The sequence below is a fragment of the Bacillus sp. FSL R5-0654 genome, from assembly GCF_038008745.1.
Lineage (GTDB): Bacteria > Bacillota > Bacilli > Bacillales > Bacillaceae > Bacillus > Bacillus safensis.
On sequence record NZ_JBBOZV010000001.1, the window covers coordinates 1,610,447 to 1,624,986 of the forward strand.

Genomic DNA, 14,540 nt, shown 5'->3' on the forward strand with positions numbered 1-14,540 from the left:
ATTTGTTGAAAAAACGTTTGATATGTATAGCAATGATCAGTTTTATGCTTTTCTTGACGATGCAGCCTGCCTCTCTGTTTGCCGAAACGAAAGATCCTGAGAATGGCACAGTGAATGACTGGCTCAAAGATGAGAAAGAAAGCAAAAAGGATACAGAGAAGAAAACCACTGACAATCAAACGAATCCGGCAGAAGAAGTTCCCTCTTCTTCTGTCTCCATTATGGATTTTGTCAAAATGATTGGTGCCTTACTTTTTGTCATCCTGCTTATTTATGGATTGGTGAGATTTGTTGGTAAGCAAAACCGCTTACTCAAACCATTTCGATATGTTGAAAATATTGGCGGAACGACAGTCGGACAAAACCGTTCAGTCCAGCTGATCAAAGTGGGCAAAAGAGTATTAGTTGTCGGCGTAGCAGACTCAATCCAGCTGCTAAAAGAGATTGATGATGAACAAGAATGTGAAGCAATCGTGAAACAATATGAAGAAGCGATGGAAAGCAAAACCGATTTACCAAAAATGGTTCAAAAATTCACATCGCAGATAAAGAAACATGATCAGACGACCACTTCTTCTTTTTCAGCCAATTTAAAAGCGCAGCTAGCCGAATTGAAAAAGACCCAATCAGAAGTCAGAAAGAAAGGCCCGAAACAAAATGAATGAGTTTATCGATTTATTTAATTCCAGCGGTGCAGGAAATATCAGCACATCTGTCCGTCTTCTATTACTTTTAACTGTATTTTCGGTTGCACCGGGCATTCTCATTTTAATGACTTGTTTTACACGGATTGTGATTGTTCTTTCATTCGTCAGAACATCACTTGCAACCAACTCAATGCCGCCAAACCAAGTGCTTGTTGGACTTGCTTTGTTTCTCACATTTTTTATCATGGCGCCCACGTTCTCACAGATTAATAAAGAGGCGCTGACGCCGCTTTTAAATGATGACATCACGTTAAATCAGGCGTATGAAAAAGCCGAAGTGCCTATTAAAGAGTTTATGAGTAAACATACGAGACAGAAAGATTTGGCTTTATTTCTTAGCTACGCAAAAATGGATACACCTGAATCGATTAAAGATATTCCATTAACGGCGATGGTTCCCGCTTTTGCCATTTCAGAATTAAAGACGGCATTTCAAATTGGTTTCATGATCTTTATTCCATTTTTAATTATTGACATGGTGGTCGCAAGTGTTCTGATGTCAATGGGGATGATGATGCTTCCGCCGGTTATGATATCGCTCCCTTTCAAAATATTGTTATTTGTTTTAGTCGATGGATGGTATTTGATAGTGAAATCTTTGCTGCAAAGCTTTTAGAGTAGGTGCTTAAAACATGAGTTCAGAATTTGTCATTACGATGGCTGAAAGATCAGTGTATGTAGTATTGCTTGTGAGTGGGCCGCTTCTAGCGCTCGCACTCATTGTGGGACTGATTGTCAGTGTGTTTCAGGCGACAACCCAAATTCAAGAACAGACGCTTGCGTTTATTCCTAAGATTGTTGCTGTACTCATTGGACTTGTTGTGTTTGGTCCATGGATGCTTTCAACAATTGTGTCCTTTACGACAGAGCTGTTCTCGAATTTAGATCGATTTGCAGGTTAACCAGCGATGTCAATCATAGAATTATTCCCTGCTTTTCTTTTAGTTTTTATTCGGATCACCGCTTTTTTTGTGACAGTACCGCTTTTAGCGCATAGAACGATCCCGGCTGTACACAGAGTTGGATTCTCACTGTTTTTAGCTGTCATTAGTTTTAGCACCATAAAAGAACCGTCAGCACTCGACATAGACGGTCTTTATATGATGCTTGCGGTGAAAGAAGCAATGGTCGGACTTCTGCTTGGACTGATTGCATACATCATGGTGTCCGCTGTTCAAATTGCCGGCTCATTCATTGATTTTCAAATGGGTTTTGCGATTGCCAATATTATTGACCCGCAAACAGGGGCGCAGACACCGCTGATGGGACAGTTTTTTTATACGGTCACATTGCTGTTGATGCTGGCAACAAACGCACATCACTTGCTGCTTGATGGAATCTATTACAGCTTTCAATACATTGCAGTTGATCAATACGCGCTGAATTTCGGCAGTGAATCCTTTGCTTACTTTATCGCAAAGAGCTTCAACCAAATGTTTATCATCGCCTTTCAAATCTCGGCACCTGTCGTGGCAAGTCTGTTTTTAGTCGATTTGGCGCTGGGGATTGTGGCACGTACAGTTCCGCAAATGAACGTATTTGTGGTTGGACTTCCTATTAAAATGGGTGTGAGTTTTATTATGATCATCATCTGTATGGGCGTCATCTTCGGTGTTGTCCAAAATACATTTGAAACGATTGTACTCACCATGAGGAATTTCTTAGCATTGGTCGGTGGTTCGTCATGATGACAAGGCTTAGACTAGACTTGCAATTTTTCGCAGGTGAAAAAACAGAAAAAGCAACGCCGAAAAAAAGGCGGGATTCACGTAAAAAAGGACAGGTTGCCAAAAGTACCGACGTCAATACAGCCATCTCATTTCTATTAATCTTTTTATCATTCTTTTTTATTGGGCCTTTTATGAAAGAGCGGATTATCGCGCTCATAGAACGTTTTTATTCAACAACCATGCTAATGAAAGTTAGCACATCTAATATTCATCAATTATTCTTGGAATTGCTTCAAGAAACAGGGCTCCTCCTCATGCCAATCCTTGGTGTTGGCATGCTGGCGGGGATTATCAGTAACTATTTACAAGTCGGCTTTCTCTTTTCAACAGAAGTGATCAAACCGAAATTAGAAAAGCTTGACCCAATCAAAGGGTTTAAACGGATATACAGTATTCGAGCCCTCGTAGAGCTATTAAAATCCATTTTGAAAATTGGCTTTGTTGGCTTTGCGACATTTATCGCTCTTTGGATGCACTTTGACGAAATTCTGCGGCTTCCTTTATTAACAGCAGAGGAAACCCTTCATTTCGTCGCAAATATGACCTTGATTATGGGGCTGTATGCTGCTGGTGCTCTTCTGATCTTGGCAGGGCTTGATTATATGTATCAGAAATTTGATTATGAAAAAAACTTGCGGATGTCCAAACAAGACATCAAAGATGAGTATAAAAAATCAGAGGGTGACCCGCTCATCAAATCAAAGATTAAACAGCGTCAGCGGGAAATGGCCATGAGACGGATGATGCAGGAAGTCCCAAAAGCGGACGTCATCATTACAAACCCAACCCACTATGCCATTGCTTTAAAGTATGATGAAGAAAAAATGGACGCGCCCTATGTTGTGGCGAAGGGAACGGATATTTTGGCTTTGAAAATTAGAACGATTGCGAAAGAACATGATGTCATGACTGTAGAGAACCGCCCGCTTGCCCGCGCGCTCTATGATCAGGTCGACATCGACCAAGCGGTGCCGGAAGAATACTTTAAGGCCATCGCAGAAATTTTAGCTTACGTCTATAAAACGAAACAAAAGATTTTATGAATTTTTGGTTTTAAAAGGAGAGAACAGGCATGTCAGCAAGAGATTTATCTGTTTTATTCAGTGTTATTTTAATTGTGGCGATGCTGGTCATACCGTTTCCGCCCATTTTGTTAAGTATTTTAATCATTATTAATATTTCTCTTGCGCTTATCGTGCTTCTCACCACAATGAACATGCAAGAACCACTGCAATTTTCAATTTTTCCATCGTTGCTTTTGCTCTTAACGCTGTTTCGTTTAGGGCTAAACATCTCTACAACACGTTCTATTCTTTCAACAGGAGATGCTGGAAAGGTTGTCGAAACGTTCGGTTCATTTGTTGTTGGAGGAAATGTCCTCGTTGGTCTTGTTGTTTTCCTTATCCTGATCATCATTCAGTTTATTGTTATCACAAAAGGGGCAGAGCGTGTATCAGAGGTTGCGGCAAGATTTACACTCGATGCGATGCCAGGTAAACAAATGAGTATTGACGCAGATTTAAATGCAGGAATGCTGACCGAAAGTGAAGCAAGAAACCGCCGTGAAAAAGTAGCGAGAGAAGCAGACTTTTATGGAGCGATGGATGGTGCCAGTAAGTTCGTTAAAGGGGACGCCATCGCAGGTATTATCATCGTCATCATCAATATTATATTTGGAATCATTATCGGGATGCTTCAGCAAGGAATGTCGATTCAAGAATCAGCTTCTCACTTTACCCTATTAACGGTAGGGGACGGAATCGTTTCGCAAATTCCGGCACTCCTCATCTCAACGGCAACAGGGATTGTCGTGACGAGAGCCGCTTCTAACGGAAACCTTGGATCAGACATTACAGGGCAGCTCTTTGCATTCCCAGCCATGCTTTATGTGACAGCAGGCACGATCTTCCTTCTTGGGCTGTTTACACCAATCGGCATCCTTTTGACAGGGCCGATCGCAGGTTTACTTGCCCTTGGCGCATACCTGATGTCGAAAAACAAACAAGACCAAGAAGAAATCGAAGAGGTACTGGAGGAACAAGCAGAGGTAGAAGAGATGAAAAGTCCAGAAAGTGTTATTCATCTTCTGCAAATGGATGCCATTGAATTTGAATTTGGCTACGGCCTCATCCCGCTCGCTGATGCAAATCAGGGCGGTGACCTGTTAGACCGAATTGTGATGATCCGAAGGCAGCTTGCCCTCGAACTTGGGCTTGTCATTCCAGTCGTCCGGATCAGGGACAATATTGCACTGAACCCAAATGAATACCGGTTAAAAATTAAAGGGAACGAAGTAGCAAAAGGTGAGCTGCTGCTTGATCACTACTTAGCGATGTCCCCAACGCCTGATGATGATCCGATTGAAGGAATTGAAACAATCGAACCATCCTTTGGCCTGCCGGCTAAATGGATATCAGAAGCAGAAAAAGATCAGGCTGAGATGCTAGGCTATACGGTTGTGGACCCAGCGTCTGTTGTGTCTACTCACATCACAGAGAAGATTAGACAAAACACACACGAGCTGCTCGGACGCCAAGAAACGAAGCAATTAATCGATCATCTGAAAGAAAGTTATCCTGTCTTAGTGGATGAGGTAACGCCAAATCCGCTGGCAGTCGGTGATATTCAAAAAGTACTGGCGAAGCTGCTGAAAGAAAAGGTCTCTATCCGAAACCTTGTCACCATTTTTGAGACGCTTGCAGACTACGGAAAATTAACGACTGATACAGATTTATTAACAGAGTATGTTAGACAGGCGCTCGCAAGACAGATTACCGCACAGTATGCAAGAGAAAATGAATCACTTAAAGTTGTGACATGCTCAGGCCGAGTAGAAAAGGTGATTGCAGACAGCGTTCAGCAGACAGAGCATGGAAACTACTTATCGTTAGATCCAGAATCCTCTGAAAGTGTGATTCAATCAGTGGCGAGAGAAATTGAACAGCTTTCGCTTCGTCAGGAAACGCCGGTTCTATTATGCTCACCTCCTATAAGAATGTACGTTAAGCAGTTGTTAGAAAGATATTTCCCAGATTTACCGGTACTATCTTATAACGAACTAGAAGCAAATGTGGAAGTACAGAGCATCGGAGTGGTGGATATCTAATGAAAATGAAAAAAATCACAGCAAATTCTATGCAGGAGGCAACGATTCAAATCAGGCAGCAGCTTGGGAAAGATGCCGTTATTTTAAATTCTAAAACCGTTGTCAAACGCAAACTGTTCGGTTTGAAGAAACAGCAAATGGTCGAAGTGATTGCAGTGCTGGATCAAGATTTCGAGGAAAGAGCTGGTAAAGGGTTAAACCCTGCGCCGCCTCTTCCAGTATTACCAAAAAAGGAACAAGTTCAAAAGCTGCCCGAAGAGCCTTCATTTGCTCCCAAGGCGGCGAAACCAGCGCCTTCTCATACCCAGCCTTTAGAATATGTGAGGAATGAACGGCATGCGGGTATTCTGCCTGATCCTCTCATAGCAATCGATCAAAAGCTAAAGGATCAAGGACTTGATGATGCCATTCGAGACGAATGCCTGAAGGGTCTTTTAACAAAGGGTGCGGTTAAAGAAAATCACATAAAAAAAGAACTTGAACAACTGCTGACAGATATGCTGCCAGCTAAAACCTCTGATGAGCCGATGATTTCTTCAAAATACATTGTTTTGTTCGGTTCAACTGGAGCTGGTAAAACGACAACGATTGCAAAGCTGGCTGCTAAAACGGCCATTCAGCAGCAAAAGAAAATTGCTTTTATTACAACCGATACGTACCGGATTGCAGCGATCGAACAGCTGAAAACATATGCTGAACTGCTGAATGCACCGCTTGAGGTTTGTTATTCAAGAGAGGATTTTGTAAAAGCCCAAGAGACCTTTAAAGAGTATGATCATATCTTCATCGATACAGCAGGTCGTAACTTTAAAGAAGAAGCGTATATTAAAGAGCTGACCGACATTATTCCATTTGATGAGAGCATTCAAAGTTTTCTTGTGATGAGTGCTACATCGAAGTATCAAGACATGAAAGCCATGGTCAAACGCTTTGAACACGTTCCAATCAATCAATTCATTTTTACAAAAGTAGATGAAACGGACACGATGGGAACCATTTTTCAAATCATTGCTGACTCTCAAATCAAACTTGGTTTTTTAACAAATGGTCAAAATGTGCCTGAGGATATTCTTGAAGGCTCGCCTCTTGAACTAACAAGGATGGTTTTACAATCATGAAGCCCGACCAAGCAGAAGGGTTAAGAAAACTAGTTCAGCAGAGTCAAATGATCACACCGGCTCCTCTTAACGCCAGCGGACAGGCAAAAACCATTGCCGTCATGAGCGGTAAAGGCGGGGTAGGTAAATCGAATTTGACACTGAATATGGCACTGTCTATCGCAAGTACAGAGAGAAGAGTGTTAGTGATTGATCTTGATTTTGGGATGGGGAATATTGATATTTTACTAGGGAAAACATCGACTAGTTCTATATTAGATGTTCTCGTTAGAAAAAAATCCTTCCAAGCAGCCATGACAAAAGGAACGGATAACCTATATTACATTTCTGGCGGAAGCGGGCTTGAACAGCTGTTTTCTTTAGATAAAGATCAATGGTCGTTCTTTTTGGAAGAGATGGAAAGAATGATGCAGGACTTCGATTGTATTTTCTTTGATATGGGAGCCGGCTTGTCAAAAGATCAGCTGCCTTTTGTCTTATCGGCAGGAGAAGTGGTCGTTGTGACTACGCCAGAGCCAACATCCATCATGGATGCCTACAGCGCGATTAAACACTTAGCCATTCATCAGTTTGAACGGTCTGTGCAAATCATTGTTAACCGGTGCAAAACCCCGTCAGAAGGGTCTGAAACCTACCGGAAATTAGCAGGAGTGGTCACATCTTTTCTTCACAGAAAACTTGTATTTGCTGGCGCTGTGCCTGATGATCCTGCGGTTCCTAAAGCAGTATCAGAACAAATTCCATTTTATATGAAGCAGCCTCATTCAAGGCTGAGTAAAACCATTAAGATGCTGGCAGAAACACTATATCATCAGCAGATAAGAGAGGCACGGAGAGAACAGCATACGTTTATAGATAAGTTGTCCTCTTTTTTTAAAAGGAGGAAGGTGGACTCATGATTAGAGTGCTAGTAGTAGATGACTCGGCCTTTATGAGAAAGCTCATTAGTGATTTTCTAAGTGCCGAGCAAGAAATAGAAGTCGTCGGAACGGCGCGAAATGGGGAAGATGCCTTAAAACGGATCAAGGAACTGAATCCAGATGTTGTCACATTAGATGTGGAAATGCCTGTTTTAAATGGGACAGAAGCATTAAAGCAAATTCTGGCTGAACACGACCTTGCCGTGATTATGGTGTCAAGCCAGACAAAGCAAGGAAAAGATTTAACCATCCATTGCTTAGAACTCGGTGCTTTTGACTTTGTGACAAAGCCTTCGGGAAGTATTTCGCTCGATTTGCACAAAGTGAGGGGGCAAATTGTAGAGCGGGTACTTGCGGCAGGACTGTCAAGGAAACGCACTGAAGAGAAGATGTCTCCTAAGCCGGTGATAAAGCCGCCAAGTCCAGTGGCTGCACCCCGGCTGCCATCTGTAAAAGGCAGCTCACTCCGAAAGATTATTACTATCGGAACATCTACAGGAGGGCCAAGGGCACTTCAACGAGTCGTAACGAAGCTGCCTAAGGACATCGAGGCACCTATATTGATTGTGCAGCATATGCCAGCAGGATTCACGGCATCACTTGCTACTAGATTAGATCATTTATCACAAATTACGATTAAAGAAGCGCAAGATGGAGACATCGCGAAAAATGGAGTGGCTTACATAGCTCCTGGTGGAATGAATATGTCACTTCATGACCAAGGGGGCTCACTTGTTATCAGGCTGTCCCCTGAAGACACGGAAAGCCGGCACAAGCCATCTGTTAACTATTTATTTGAATCCATCAGCAGCATAAAGGGTTACGAGAAAATCGCTGTCATTATGACAGGTATGGGCAGTGACGGTACTGAAGGTGTCAAAAAAATGGTCGCAAGCGGTCATACGAAAGTCATTGCAGAAAAAGAAGAATCATGTGTTGTTTTCGGAATGCCTAAATCAGTCATTAAAGCAGGCCTTGCACATGAAACAAGGCATGTGGATGACATCGCACATGCAATTATAAGCTCCATGAAAAAAGAGAGGGCGTGAACACGTTGGATGTAAACCAATACTTAGATATCTTTTTAGATGAAAGCAGAGAACACTTACAAACTTGTAATGAAAAACTTCTTGATTTAGAAAAGAACCCAACCGACTTGCAGCTAGTGAATGATATATTCAGAGCGGCTCATACATTGAAAGGCATGAGTGCAACGATGGGCTTTGATGATATGGCTCACTTAACGCATCATTTAGAAAACATGTTTGATGCTATCCGTAATGAACAAATGATTGTCACTCCTGAGTCAATGGATACGATGTTCGAAGCACTCGATCATCTTGAAGCAATGGTTCAATCGATTGCAGAAGGAGGAGACGGGAAACGTGATGTCACAGAGATTAGTAAAAAGCTAGATGTGACAGGAAGCCATGCTGAGGCAGCTTCAAGCGTTGAAACAGCAGATGCATTAGCAGCTGCTAATGACTTAGATTATAACGAATTTGAACGAACAGTTCTTGATGAAGCGAGAGAGCAAGGCTTCAAATGCTATGAACTCAACGTGACATTAAGTGAAGCGTGCTTACTAAAAGCCGTTCGTGTCTATATGATTTTTGAAAGATTAAATGAAGCAGGCGAGGTTGTCAAAACCGTTCCGAATGCAGAGCTGTTAGAATCAGAAGATTTCGAATCAGAATTCAGCATTTCTTATCTTTCTAAACTGCCGATGGACGAAGTGCAGAAAATCGTCACGGCGATCTCAGAGGTTGAGAAGGTTGAGATCTCTGAAGTCTCCGCATTTGAAGAAGCAGCTCCAGCTGAAAAGCAAGAGGCGCAGCCTGAACAGAAAAAAGAAGAAGTATCCGTTCCTGCTGCGAAAGCGCCAGCAAATGATGCGCCAAAAGCAAATGGCAATAACGGTGCAGCTGCCGGCGGAACGAAAACAATTCGTGTCAACATCGACCGTCTTGATTCTCTTATGAATCTATTTGAAGAACTTGTGATTGATAGAGGCCGATTAGAGCAGATTGCGAAAGAACTAGAAAATAACGAACTCACAGACACAGTCGAAAGAATGACTCGTATTTCTGGAGACCTGCAATCAATCATCCTGAACATGAGAATGGTACCTGTGGAAACTGTCTTTAACAGATTCCCGCGTATGATTCGTCAATTGACGAAAGAGCTTAATAAGAAAATTGAGCTTATTATTGAGGGTGCTGAGACAGAGCTTGATCGAACAGTGATCGACGAGATTGGTGATCCGCTCTTGCACTTACTCAGAAACAGTCTAGATCACGGGATTGAATCACCAGAAGAACGTGTGAAAAAAGGCAAGCCGGAAAAAGGTACGGTTCTATTAAAAGCGTACCATAGCGGAAACCATGTCTTCATTGAAGTAGAAGATGATGGCGGCGGAATTAACCGTAAAAAGGTGCTTGAAAAAGCATTAGAGCGCGGGGTTATCACAGAAAGAGAAGCAGAAACACTTGAAGATCATCAAATTGATTCATTGATCTTTGCAGCAGGATTCTCTACAGCTGATACGATTTCTGACATCTCAGGCCGCGGTGTAGGTCTTGACGTTGTGAAAAACAAGCTGGAATCACTTGGCGGATCTGTAAGCATTAACTCAACAGAAGGACAAGGTTCACTATTTTCGATCCAGCTTCCGCTTACATTATCGATTATTTCCGTTCTTCTTGTAAAACTAGAAGAGGAAACATTTGCGATTCCGATTTCTTCTATTATTGAAACGGCTGTCATTAAGAAAAGTGACATCCTGCAAACGCATGATCGTGAAGTGATTGATTTCCGCGGATTTATCGTACCGGTCGTGTACTTGAAGAAACAATTCCACGTACCAAATGCGAATGAATTAGAGGAAGAACTGCACATCATTGTTGTTCGTAAAGGAGACAAGCTGACAGCATTTGTGGTCGATTCATTTATTGGTCAGCAAGAGGTTGTATTGAAATCACTAGGAGATTATCTGCCAAACGTATTTGCGATATCCGGCGCAACGATCCTAGGTGACGGTCAAGTTGCACTCATCGTTGACTGTAATGCACTGATCAAGTAAAAAACAATAGAGGAGCGGTCTGAAATGAGTACAGATATCAAAACTGGCGAAAAGATGATTGTGTTTATCGTAAACAAAAAAGAATACGCCATTTCAGTATCAGAAGTAAAGTCCATTGAAAAATGGCAGCAGCCGACAAGAGTTCCTGGCGTTGCCCCTTATATATGCGGTGTTATTAATTTACGCGGTGTCGTGACACCTGTCATTGACCTGAGAGTCAGACTTGGTTCTACTGACAACGAAATTACAGATGAAACAAGAATGATCATTGTACAAGTTGGTGACATTGAAGTCGGCTGGATTGTTGATGAAGCAAATGATGTCATAACCGTCCATCAGGAAGAAGTAGAATCTTCTCCTGAATCAGCTGAAAAAGAAGGACAGTCATGGGTGACAGGTATCATTAAGCATGATCAGCGTCTTTTCAATATCATTCATGCCGGTGCTGTCCTCGACAAGAGCGTTCAAGGTGCACCTGTTCATTAAGGGGGATGTGAAATGAGCATTTTCAACGAAATTAAAGATGAACAGCTAGATATTTTAGGAGAGGTTGGGAATATCGGGGCAGGCCACGCAGCGTCTGCTCTTGCCAACCTATTGGATCGCAAAATCGATATGGCTGTTCCTTTTGTCAAGGTTCTCTCGTTTGAAGATTTAATGGATTTCTTTGGCGGTGCAGACCTTCCTGTTGCAAGCATTTTCCTGCGAATGGAAGGGGATTTAACCGGCTCAATCTTTTTCATTATGCCGTTTGAGCAAGCAGAGCAATTTGTAAGAGAGCTTGTCCAGGATCCGGCATTTGATATTGATACGATTCATGAACATGAGATGGGGACGTCAGCACTTCATGAACTTGGAAATATTTTAGCGGGCTCTTATTTATCAGCCCTTGCCGATTTAACCAAATTGCAGCTTTACCCAAGTGTTCCAGATGTCACGCTCGATATGTTCGGGGCTGTCATTAGTGAAGGGTTGATGCAATTCAGTCCTCTTGGGGATCAGGCGATTGTGATTGATACATCTATTTTTGATGATCAAAATAAGCAAGAGCTGAAAGGAAATATGTTTCTATTACCAGACTTTGAATCATTCGAAAAACTATTCAAAGCATTAGGTAACCTATAATGAACGTGCAAATTCCGGCAGTTGTAAAGGTTGGTATTGCGGATGTTCAGCTTGTTAAATCACCGGACCGCATTCGGACATCCGGTCTTGGTTCCTGCGTAGGGCTTGTCTTGTTTGATCAAGACAAAAAGCTGGCAGGCCTTGTCCATGTTATGCTTCCAGATTCCTCTCTTTCAAAAGGGGCGGTGGAGAACTTGGCTAAATATGCAGATACAGGTGTCAAGCATACAATTGATCTGCTCTTAAAAGCAGGCGCACGCAAACATGCGCTAAAGGCAAAACTTGCTGGCGGGGCGGAAATGTTTAAGTTTAAGTCAACCAATGATCTAATGAGAATTGGACCTAGAAACGTTTCAGCTGTAAAAGAACATCTGTCTCTTCATCATATCCCAATTATTAGTGAGGATACAGGCGGAAACAGTGGCCGTACAATCGAATTCGATCCGCTTACGGCAGAGCTTGAGATCCGTACTGTGAAGCAAGGCATTATGAAGATATAACTAAGGAAGTATAGGGGGATAAAGATGCAATCCTTAAATTACGAAGATCAGGCGCTATGGGCTAGATGGAAAGAGTGGAAAGACCCAGCTGCTGGAGATGATCTTATGCGCCGCTATATGCCGCTCGTCACATATCATGTTGGAAGAATTTCCATCGGTCTCCCGAAGTCAGTGCATAAAGAAGACTTGATCAGTCTAGGGATGCTCGGTTTATATGATGCCCTTGAAAAATTTGACCCCGGAAGAGATCTGAAGTTTGATACATATGCATCCTTCAGAATCCGCGGGGCCATTATCGACGGTCTTCGTAAAGAGGACTGGCTGCCTCGTACATCAAGAGAAAAAACAAAAAAAGTAGAAGCGGCTATTGAAAAGCTTGAACAGCGTTATTTGCGTAATGTGACGCCGACAGAGGTGGCTGAGGAACTCGGCATGAGTGAACAGGATGTCGTCACAACGATGAATGAAGGATTCTTTGCAAATCTGCTCTCAATCGATGAGAAGCTGCATGATCAAGAAGACGGAGAGAACGTCCAAGTCATGATTCGCGACGAGAAGTCTGTGACTCCAGAAGAGAAAATGCTGAAAGATGAATTAATTGAACAGCTTTCTGAAAAAATCACAGAGCTTTCAGAAAAAGAAAAGCTTGTGATCAGTCTTTTCTATAAAGAAGAACTGACATTAACGGAAATCGGTCAAGTGCTCAATTTATCTACCTCGCGCATTTCGCAAATTCATTCAAAGGCCTTGTTCAAGCTTAAGCATCTGCTTGATAAAGCCATTCAATCTTAAAGAGTTAGTGAGTGAAAAAATATGTTATGGCTGATTAGCTTCATGCTTCATGCTGCACTTATTTATTTTGTGATTATTTTATATACGAGAATGAATTCGCTGAAGGCAACAGAACAAAAGCAGCGAGAACTTCTAGAAGAAACGGAAAATACCCTGGCTGCATTTTTGATGGAGGTCAAAGAAGAGAATGACAAACTATCAAAAGCGGCAGCCGCTTCCCCTGATTTTTCTGCTGAAGAGCTGAAATCGGATCTTCAGACACCAAAGCAGCCACAACCACCAATTGAATCCCAGCAATCGGTCGAAAGTGAAGATCCCGTACCAGAGCACCTGTCGGCTCTCCTTAGCGAAGTTGAGGTGCAGGAAGAGAAGGTAAACGAACCCGTTCCACAACTTGAAACAGAGGCTTCTCTGCCTTCTAAAAGTGAAATAGAAGAAACATTCGAGGACCAAGTGAAGACCCTATATGATGAAGGGCGGTCACTAGAAGAAATAGCGAAAGAAATGAAAACTGGCAAAACAGAAATCGAGCTTTTATTAAAATTTAGCGGAAAGCTGTAAAGGATTCTTGATTGTCAGTCCATCATGTGTTATATTATTTCTTGGTGTTAAATACACACGCTTAATGATTCGTATAAAGGTGCTGCCGTGGCGCAGTTTTATGTGAACATGACTTAAGCGGAGGAAAAAAAACCATTATATTAGGAGGCAACAAAATGTCAGTTATTTCTATGAAACAATTGCTAGAAGCTGGTGTTCACTTCGGTCACCAAACTCGCCGTTGGAACCCAAAAATGAAGCGTTACATCTTTACAGAGCGTAACGGTATCTACATCATCGACCTTCAAAAAACGGTGAAAAAAGTAGAGGAAGCTTACAACTTCACGAAAAACCTTGCTGCTGACGGAGGAAAAATCCTTTTCGTTGGTACGAAAAAGCAAGCACAAGATTCAGTGAAAGAAGAAGCAATCCGTTCTGGTATGTTCTATGTGAACCAACGCTGGCTTGGTGGAACTTTAACAAACTTTGAAACAATCCAAAAACGTATTAAACGTTTAAAAGATATTGAAAAAATGCAAGAAAACGGTACATTCGAAGTTCTTCCTAAGAAAGAAGTCGTTCAACTGAAAAAAGAATTAGAGCGTCTTGAAAAATTCCTAGGCGGAATCAAAGACATGAAGAGTCTTCCGGATGCACTTTTCATTATCGACCCTCGTAAAGAGCGTATTGCAGTTGCAGAAGCTCGTAAATTGAATATCCCAATCATCGGTATCGTTGACACAAACTGTGATCCAGACGAAATTGATGTTGTGATCCCTGCAAACGATGATGCAATCCGTGCTGTAAAACTTCTAACTGCTAAAATGGCAGATGCGATTCTTGAGTCTAAACAAGGCGAAGAAGAAGCTGTTGTAGAAGAAACGACAGAAACTGAAACAACAACTGCGTAACCTATTCAA

General features: G+C 42.1%; 16 protein-coding genes. All 16 read left to right on the forward strand.

Annotation, left to right across the window (positions count from 1 at the left end; all coding sequences use genetic code 11):
* Positions 1-5 precede the first annotated feature (5 nt).
* On the forward strand, positions 6-665 hold the full coding sequence (gene fliZ, locus NSS76_RS08055; RefSeq protein ID WP_024424165.1) for a flagella biosynthesis regulatory protein FliZ: 660 nt from the start codon (positions 6-8) through the stop codon (positions 663-665).
* Positions 658-1,323, forward strand: coding sequence for a flagellar type III secretion system pore protein FliP (gene fliP, locus NSS76_RS08060; RefSeq protein ID WP_008354479.1), 666 nt, complete (start codon positions 658-660; stop codon positions 1,321-1,323). The genes fliZ and fliP overlap by 8 nt, the downstream gene beginning before the upstream one ends.
* Before the next feature lie 16 nt (positions 1,324-1,339).
* On the forward strand, positions 1,340-1,609 hold the full coding sequence (gene fliQ, locus NSS76_RS08065; protein WP_003211206.1) for a flagellar biosynthesis protein FliQ: 270 nt from the start codon (positions 1,340-1,342) through the stop codon (positions 1,607-1,609).
* A gap of 6 nt (positions 1,610-1,615) precedes the next feature.
* Positions 1,616-2,395 (forward strand): flagellar biosynthetic protein FliR, encoded by a 780-nt coding sequence (gene fliR / locus NSS76_RS08070; RefSeq protein ID WP_073205185.1) that lies wholly within the window; start codon positions 1,616-1,618, stop codon positions 2,393-2,395.
* A complete protein-coding gene (flhB, locus tag NSS76_RS08075; protein ID WP_029706524.1) occupies positions 2,392-3,480 on the forward strand; it encodes a flagellar biosynthesis protein FlhB in 1,089 nt (362 codons plus the stop codon). The genes fliR and flhB overlap by 4 nt, the downstream gene beginning before the upstream one ends.
* A gap of 29 nt (positions 3,481-3,509) precedes the next feature.
* Complete coding sequence (gene flhA / locus NSS76_RS08080) at positions 3,510-5,543, forward strand: flagellar biosynthesis protein FlhA (protein ID WP_044330616.1); 2,034 nt, start codon at positions 3,510-3,512, stop codon at positions 5,541-5,543.
* The gene (gene flhF / locus NSS76_RS08085) at positions 5,543-6,661 is read left to right on the forward strand and encodes a flagellar biosynthesis protein FlhF (protein ID WP_041109005.1); all 1,119 of its coding nucleotides are present in this window, start codon (positions 5,543-5,545) and stop codon (positions 6,659-6,661) included. Before flhA ends, flhF begins: the two co-directional genes overlap by 1 nt.
* Positions 6,655-7,560 carry a MinD/ParA family protein gene (locus NSS76_RS08090; protein ID WP_024424160.1) on the forward strand — a complete coding sequence of 302 codons (906 nt, stop codon included), beginning with the start codon at positions 6,655-6,657 and terminating at the stop codon, positions 7,558-7,560. Before flhF ends, NSS76_RS08090 begins: the two co-directional genes overlap by 7 nt.
* The gene (locus NSS76_RS08095; protein ID WP_024424159.1) at positions 7,557-8,630 is read left to right on the forward strand and encodes a protein-glutamate methylesterase/protein-glutamine glutaminase; all 1,074 of its coding nucleotides are present in this window, start codon (positions 7,557-7,559) and stop codon (positions 8,628-8,630) included. Before NSS76_RS08090 ends, NSS76_RS08095 begins: the two co-directional genes overlap by 4 nt.
* Before the next feature lie 5 nt (positions 8,631-8,635).
* Positions 8,636-10,663, forward strand: a complete 2,028-nt coding sequence (locus tag NSS76_RS08100; RefSeq protein WP_122631391.1) for a chemotaxis protein CheA — start codon at positions 8,636-8,638, stop codon at positions 10,661-10,663.
* Positions 10,664-10,687: 24 nt separating this feature from the next.
* Positions 10,688-11,149 carry a chemotaxis protein CheW gene (locus NSS76_RS08105; protein WP_024424157.1) on the forward strand — a complete coding sequence of 154 codons (462 nt, stop codon included), beginning with the start codon at positions 10,688-10,690 and terminating at the stop codon, positions 11,147-11,149.
* 12 nt (positions 11,150-11,161) lie between these two features.
* A complete protein-coding gene (locus tag NSS76_RS08110; RefSeq protein ID WP_024424156.1) occupies positions 11,162-11,788 on the forward strand; it encodes a chemotaxis protein CheC in 627 nt (208 codons plus the stop codon).
* Entirely contained in the window at positions 11,788-12,288 is a 501-nt protein-coding gene (locus tag NSS76_RS08115) for a chemotaxis protein CheD (RefSeq protein WP_024424155.1), read from the forward strand. Before NSS76_RS08110 ends, NSS76_RS08115 begins: the two co-directional genes overlap by 1 nt.
* Before the next feature lie 24 nt (positions 12,289-12,312).
* Positions 12,313-13,080, forward strand: a complete 768-nt coding sequence (locus tag NSS76_RS08120) for a FliA/WhiG family RNA polymerase sigma factor (RefSeq protein WP_024424154.1) — start codon at positions 12,313-12,315, stop codon at positions 13,078-13,080.
* A gap of 21 nt (positions 13,081-13,101) precedes the next feature.
* Complete coding sequence (locus tag NSS76_RS08125; protein ID WP_073205190.1) at positions 13,102-13,641, forward strand: Swarming motility protein SwrB; 540 nt, start codon at positions 13,102-13,104, stop codon at positions 13,639-13,641.
* Between the two features lie 155 nt (positions 13,642-13,796).
* A complete protein-coding gene (gene rpsB / locus NSS76_RS08130; RefSeq protein WP_024426991.1) occupies positions 13,797-14,531 on the forward strand; it encodes a 30S ribosomal protein S2 in 735 nt (244 codons plus the stop codon).
* Positions 14,532-14,540 lie beyond the last annotated feature (9 nt).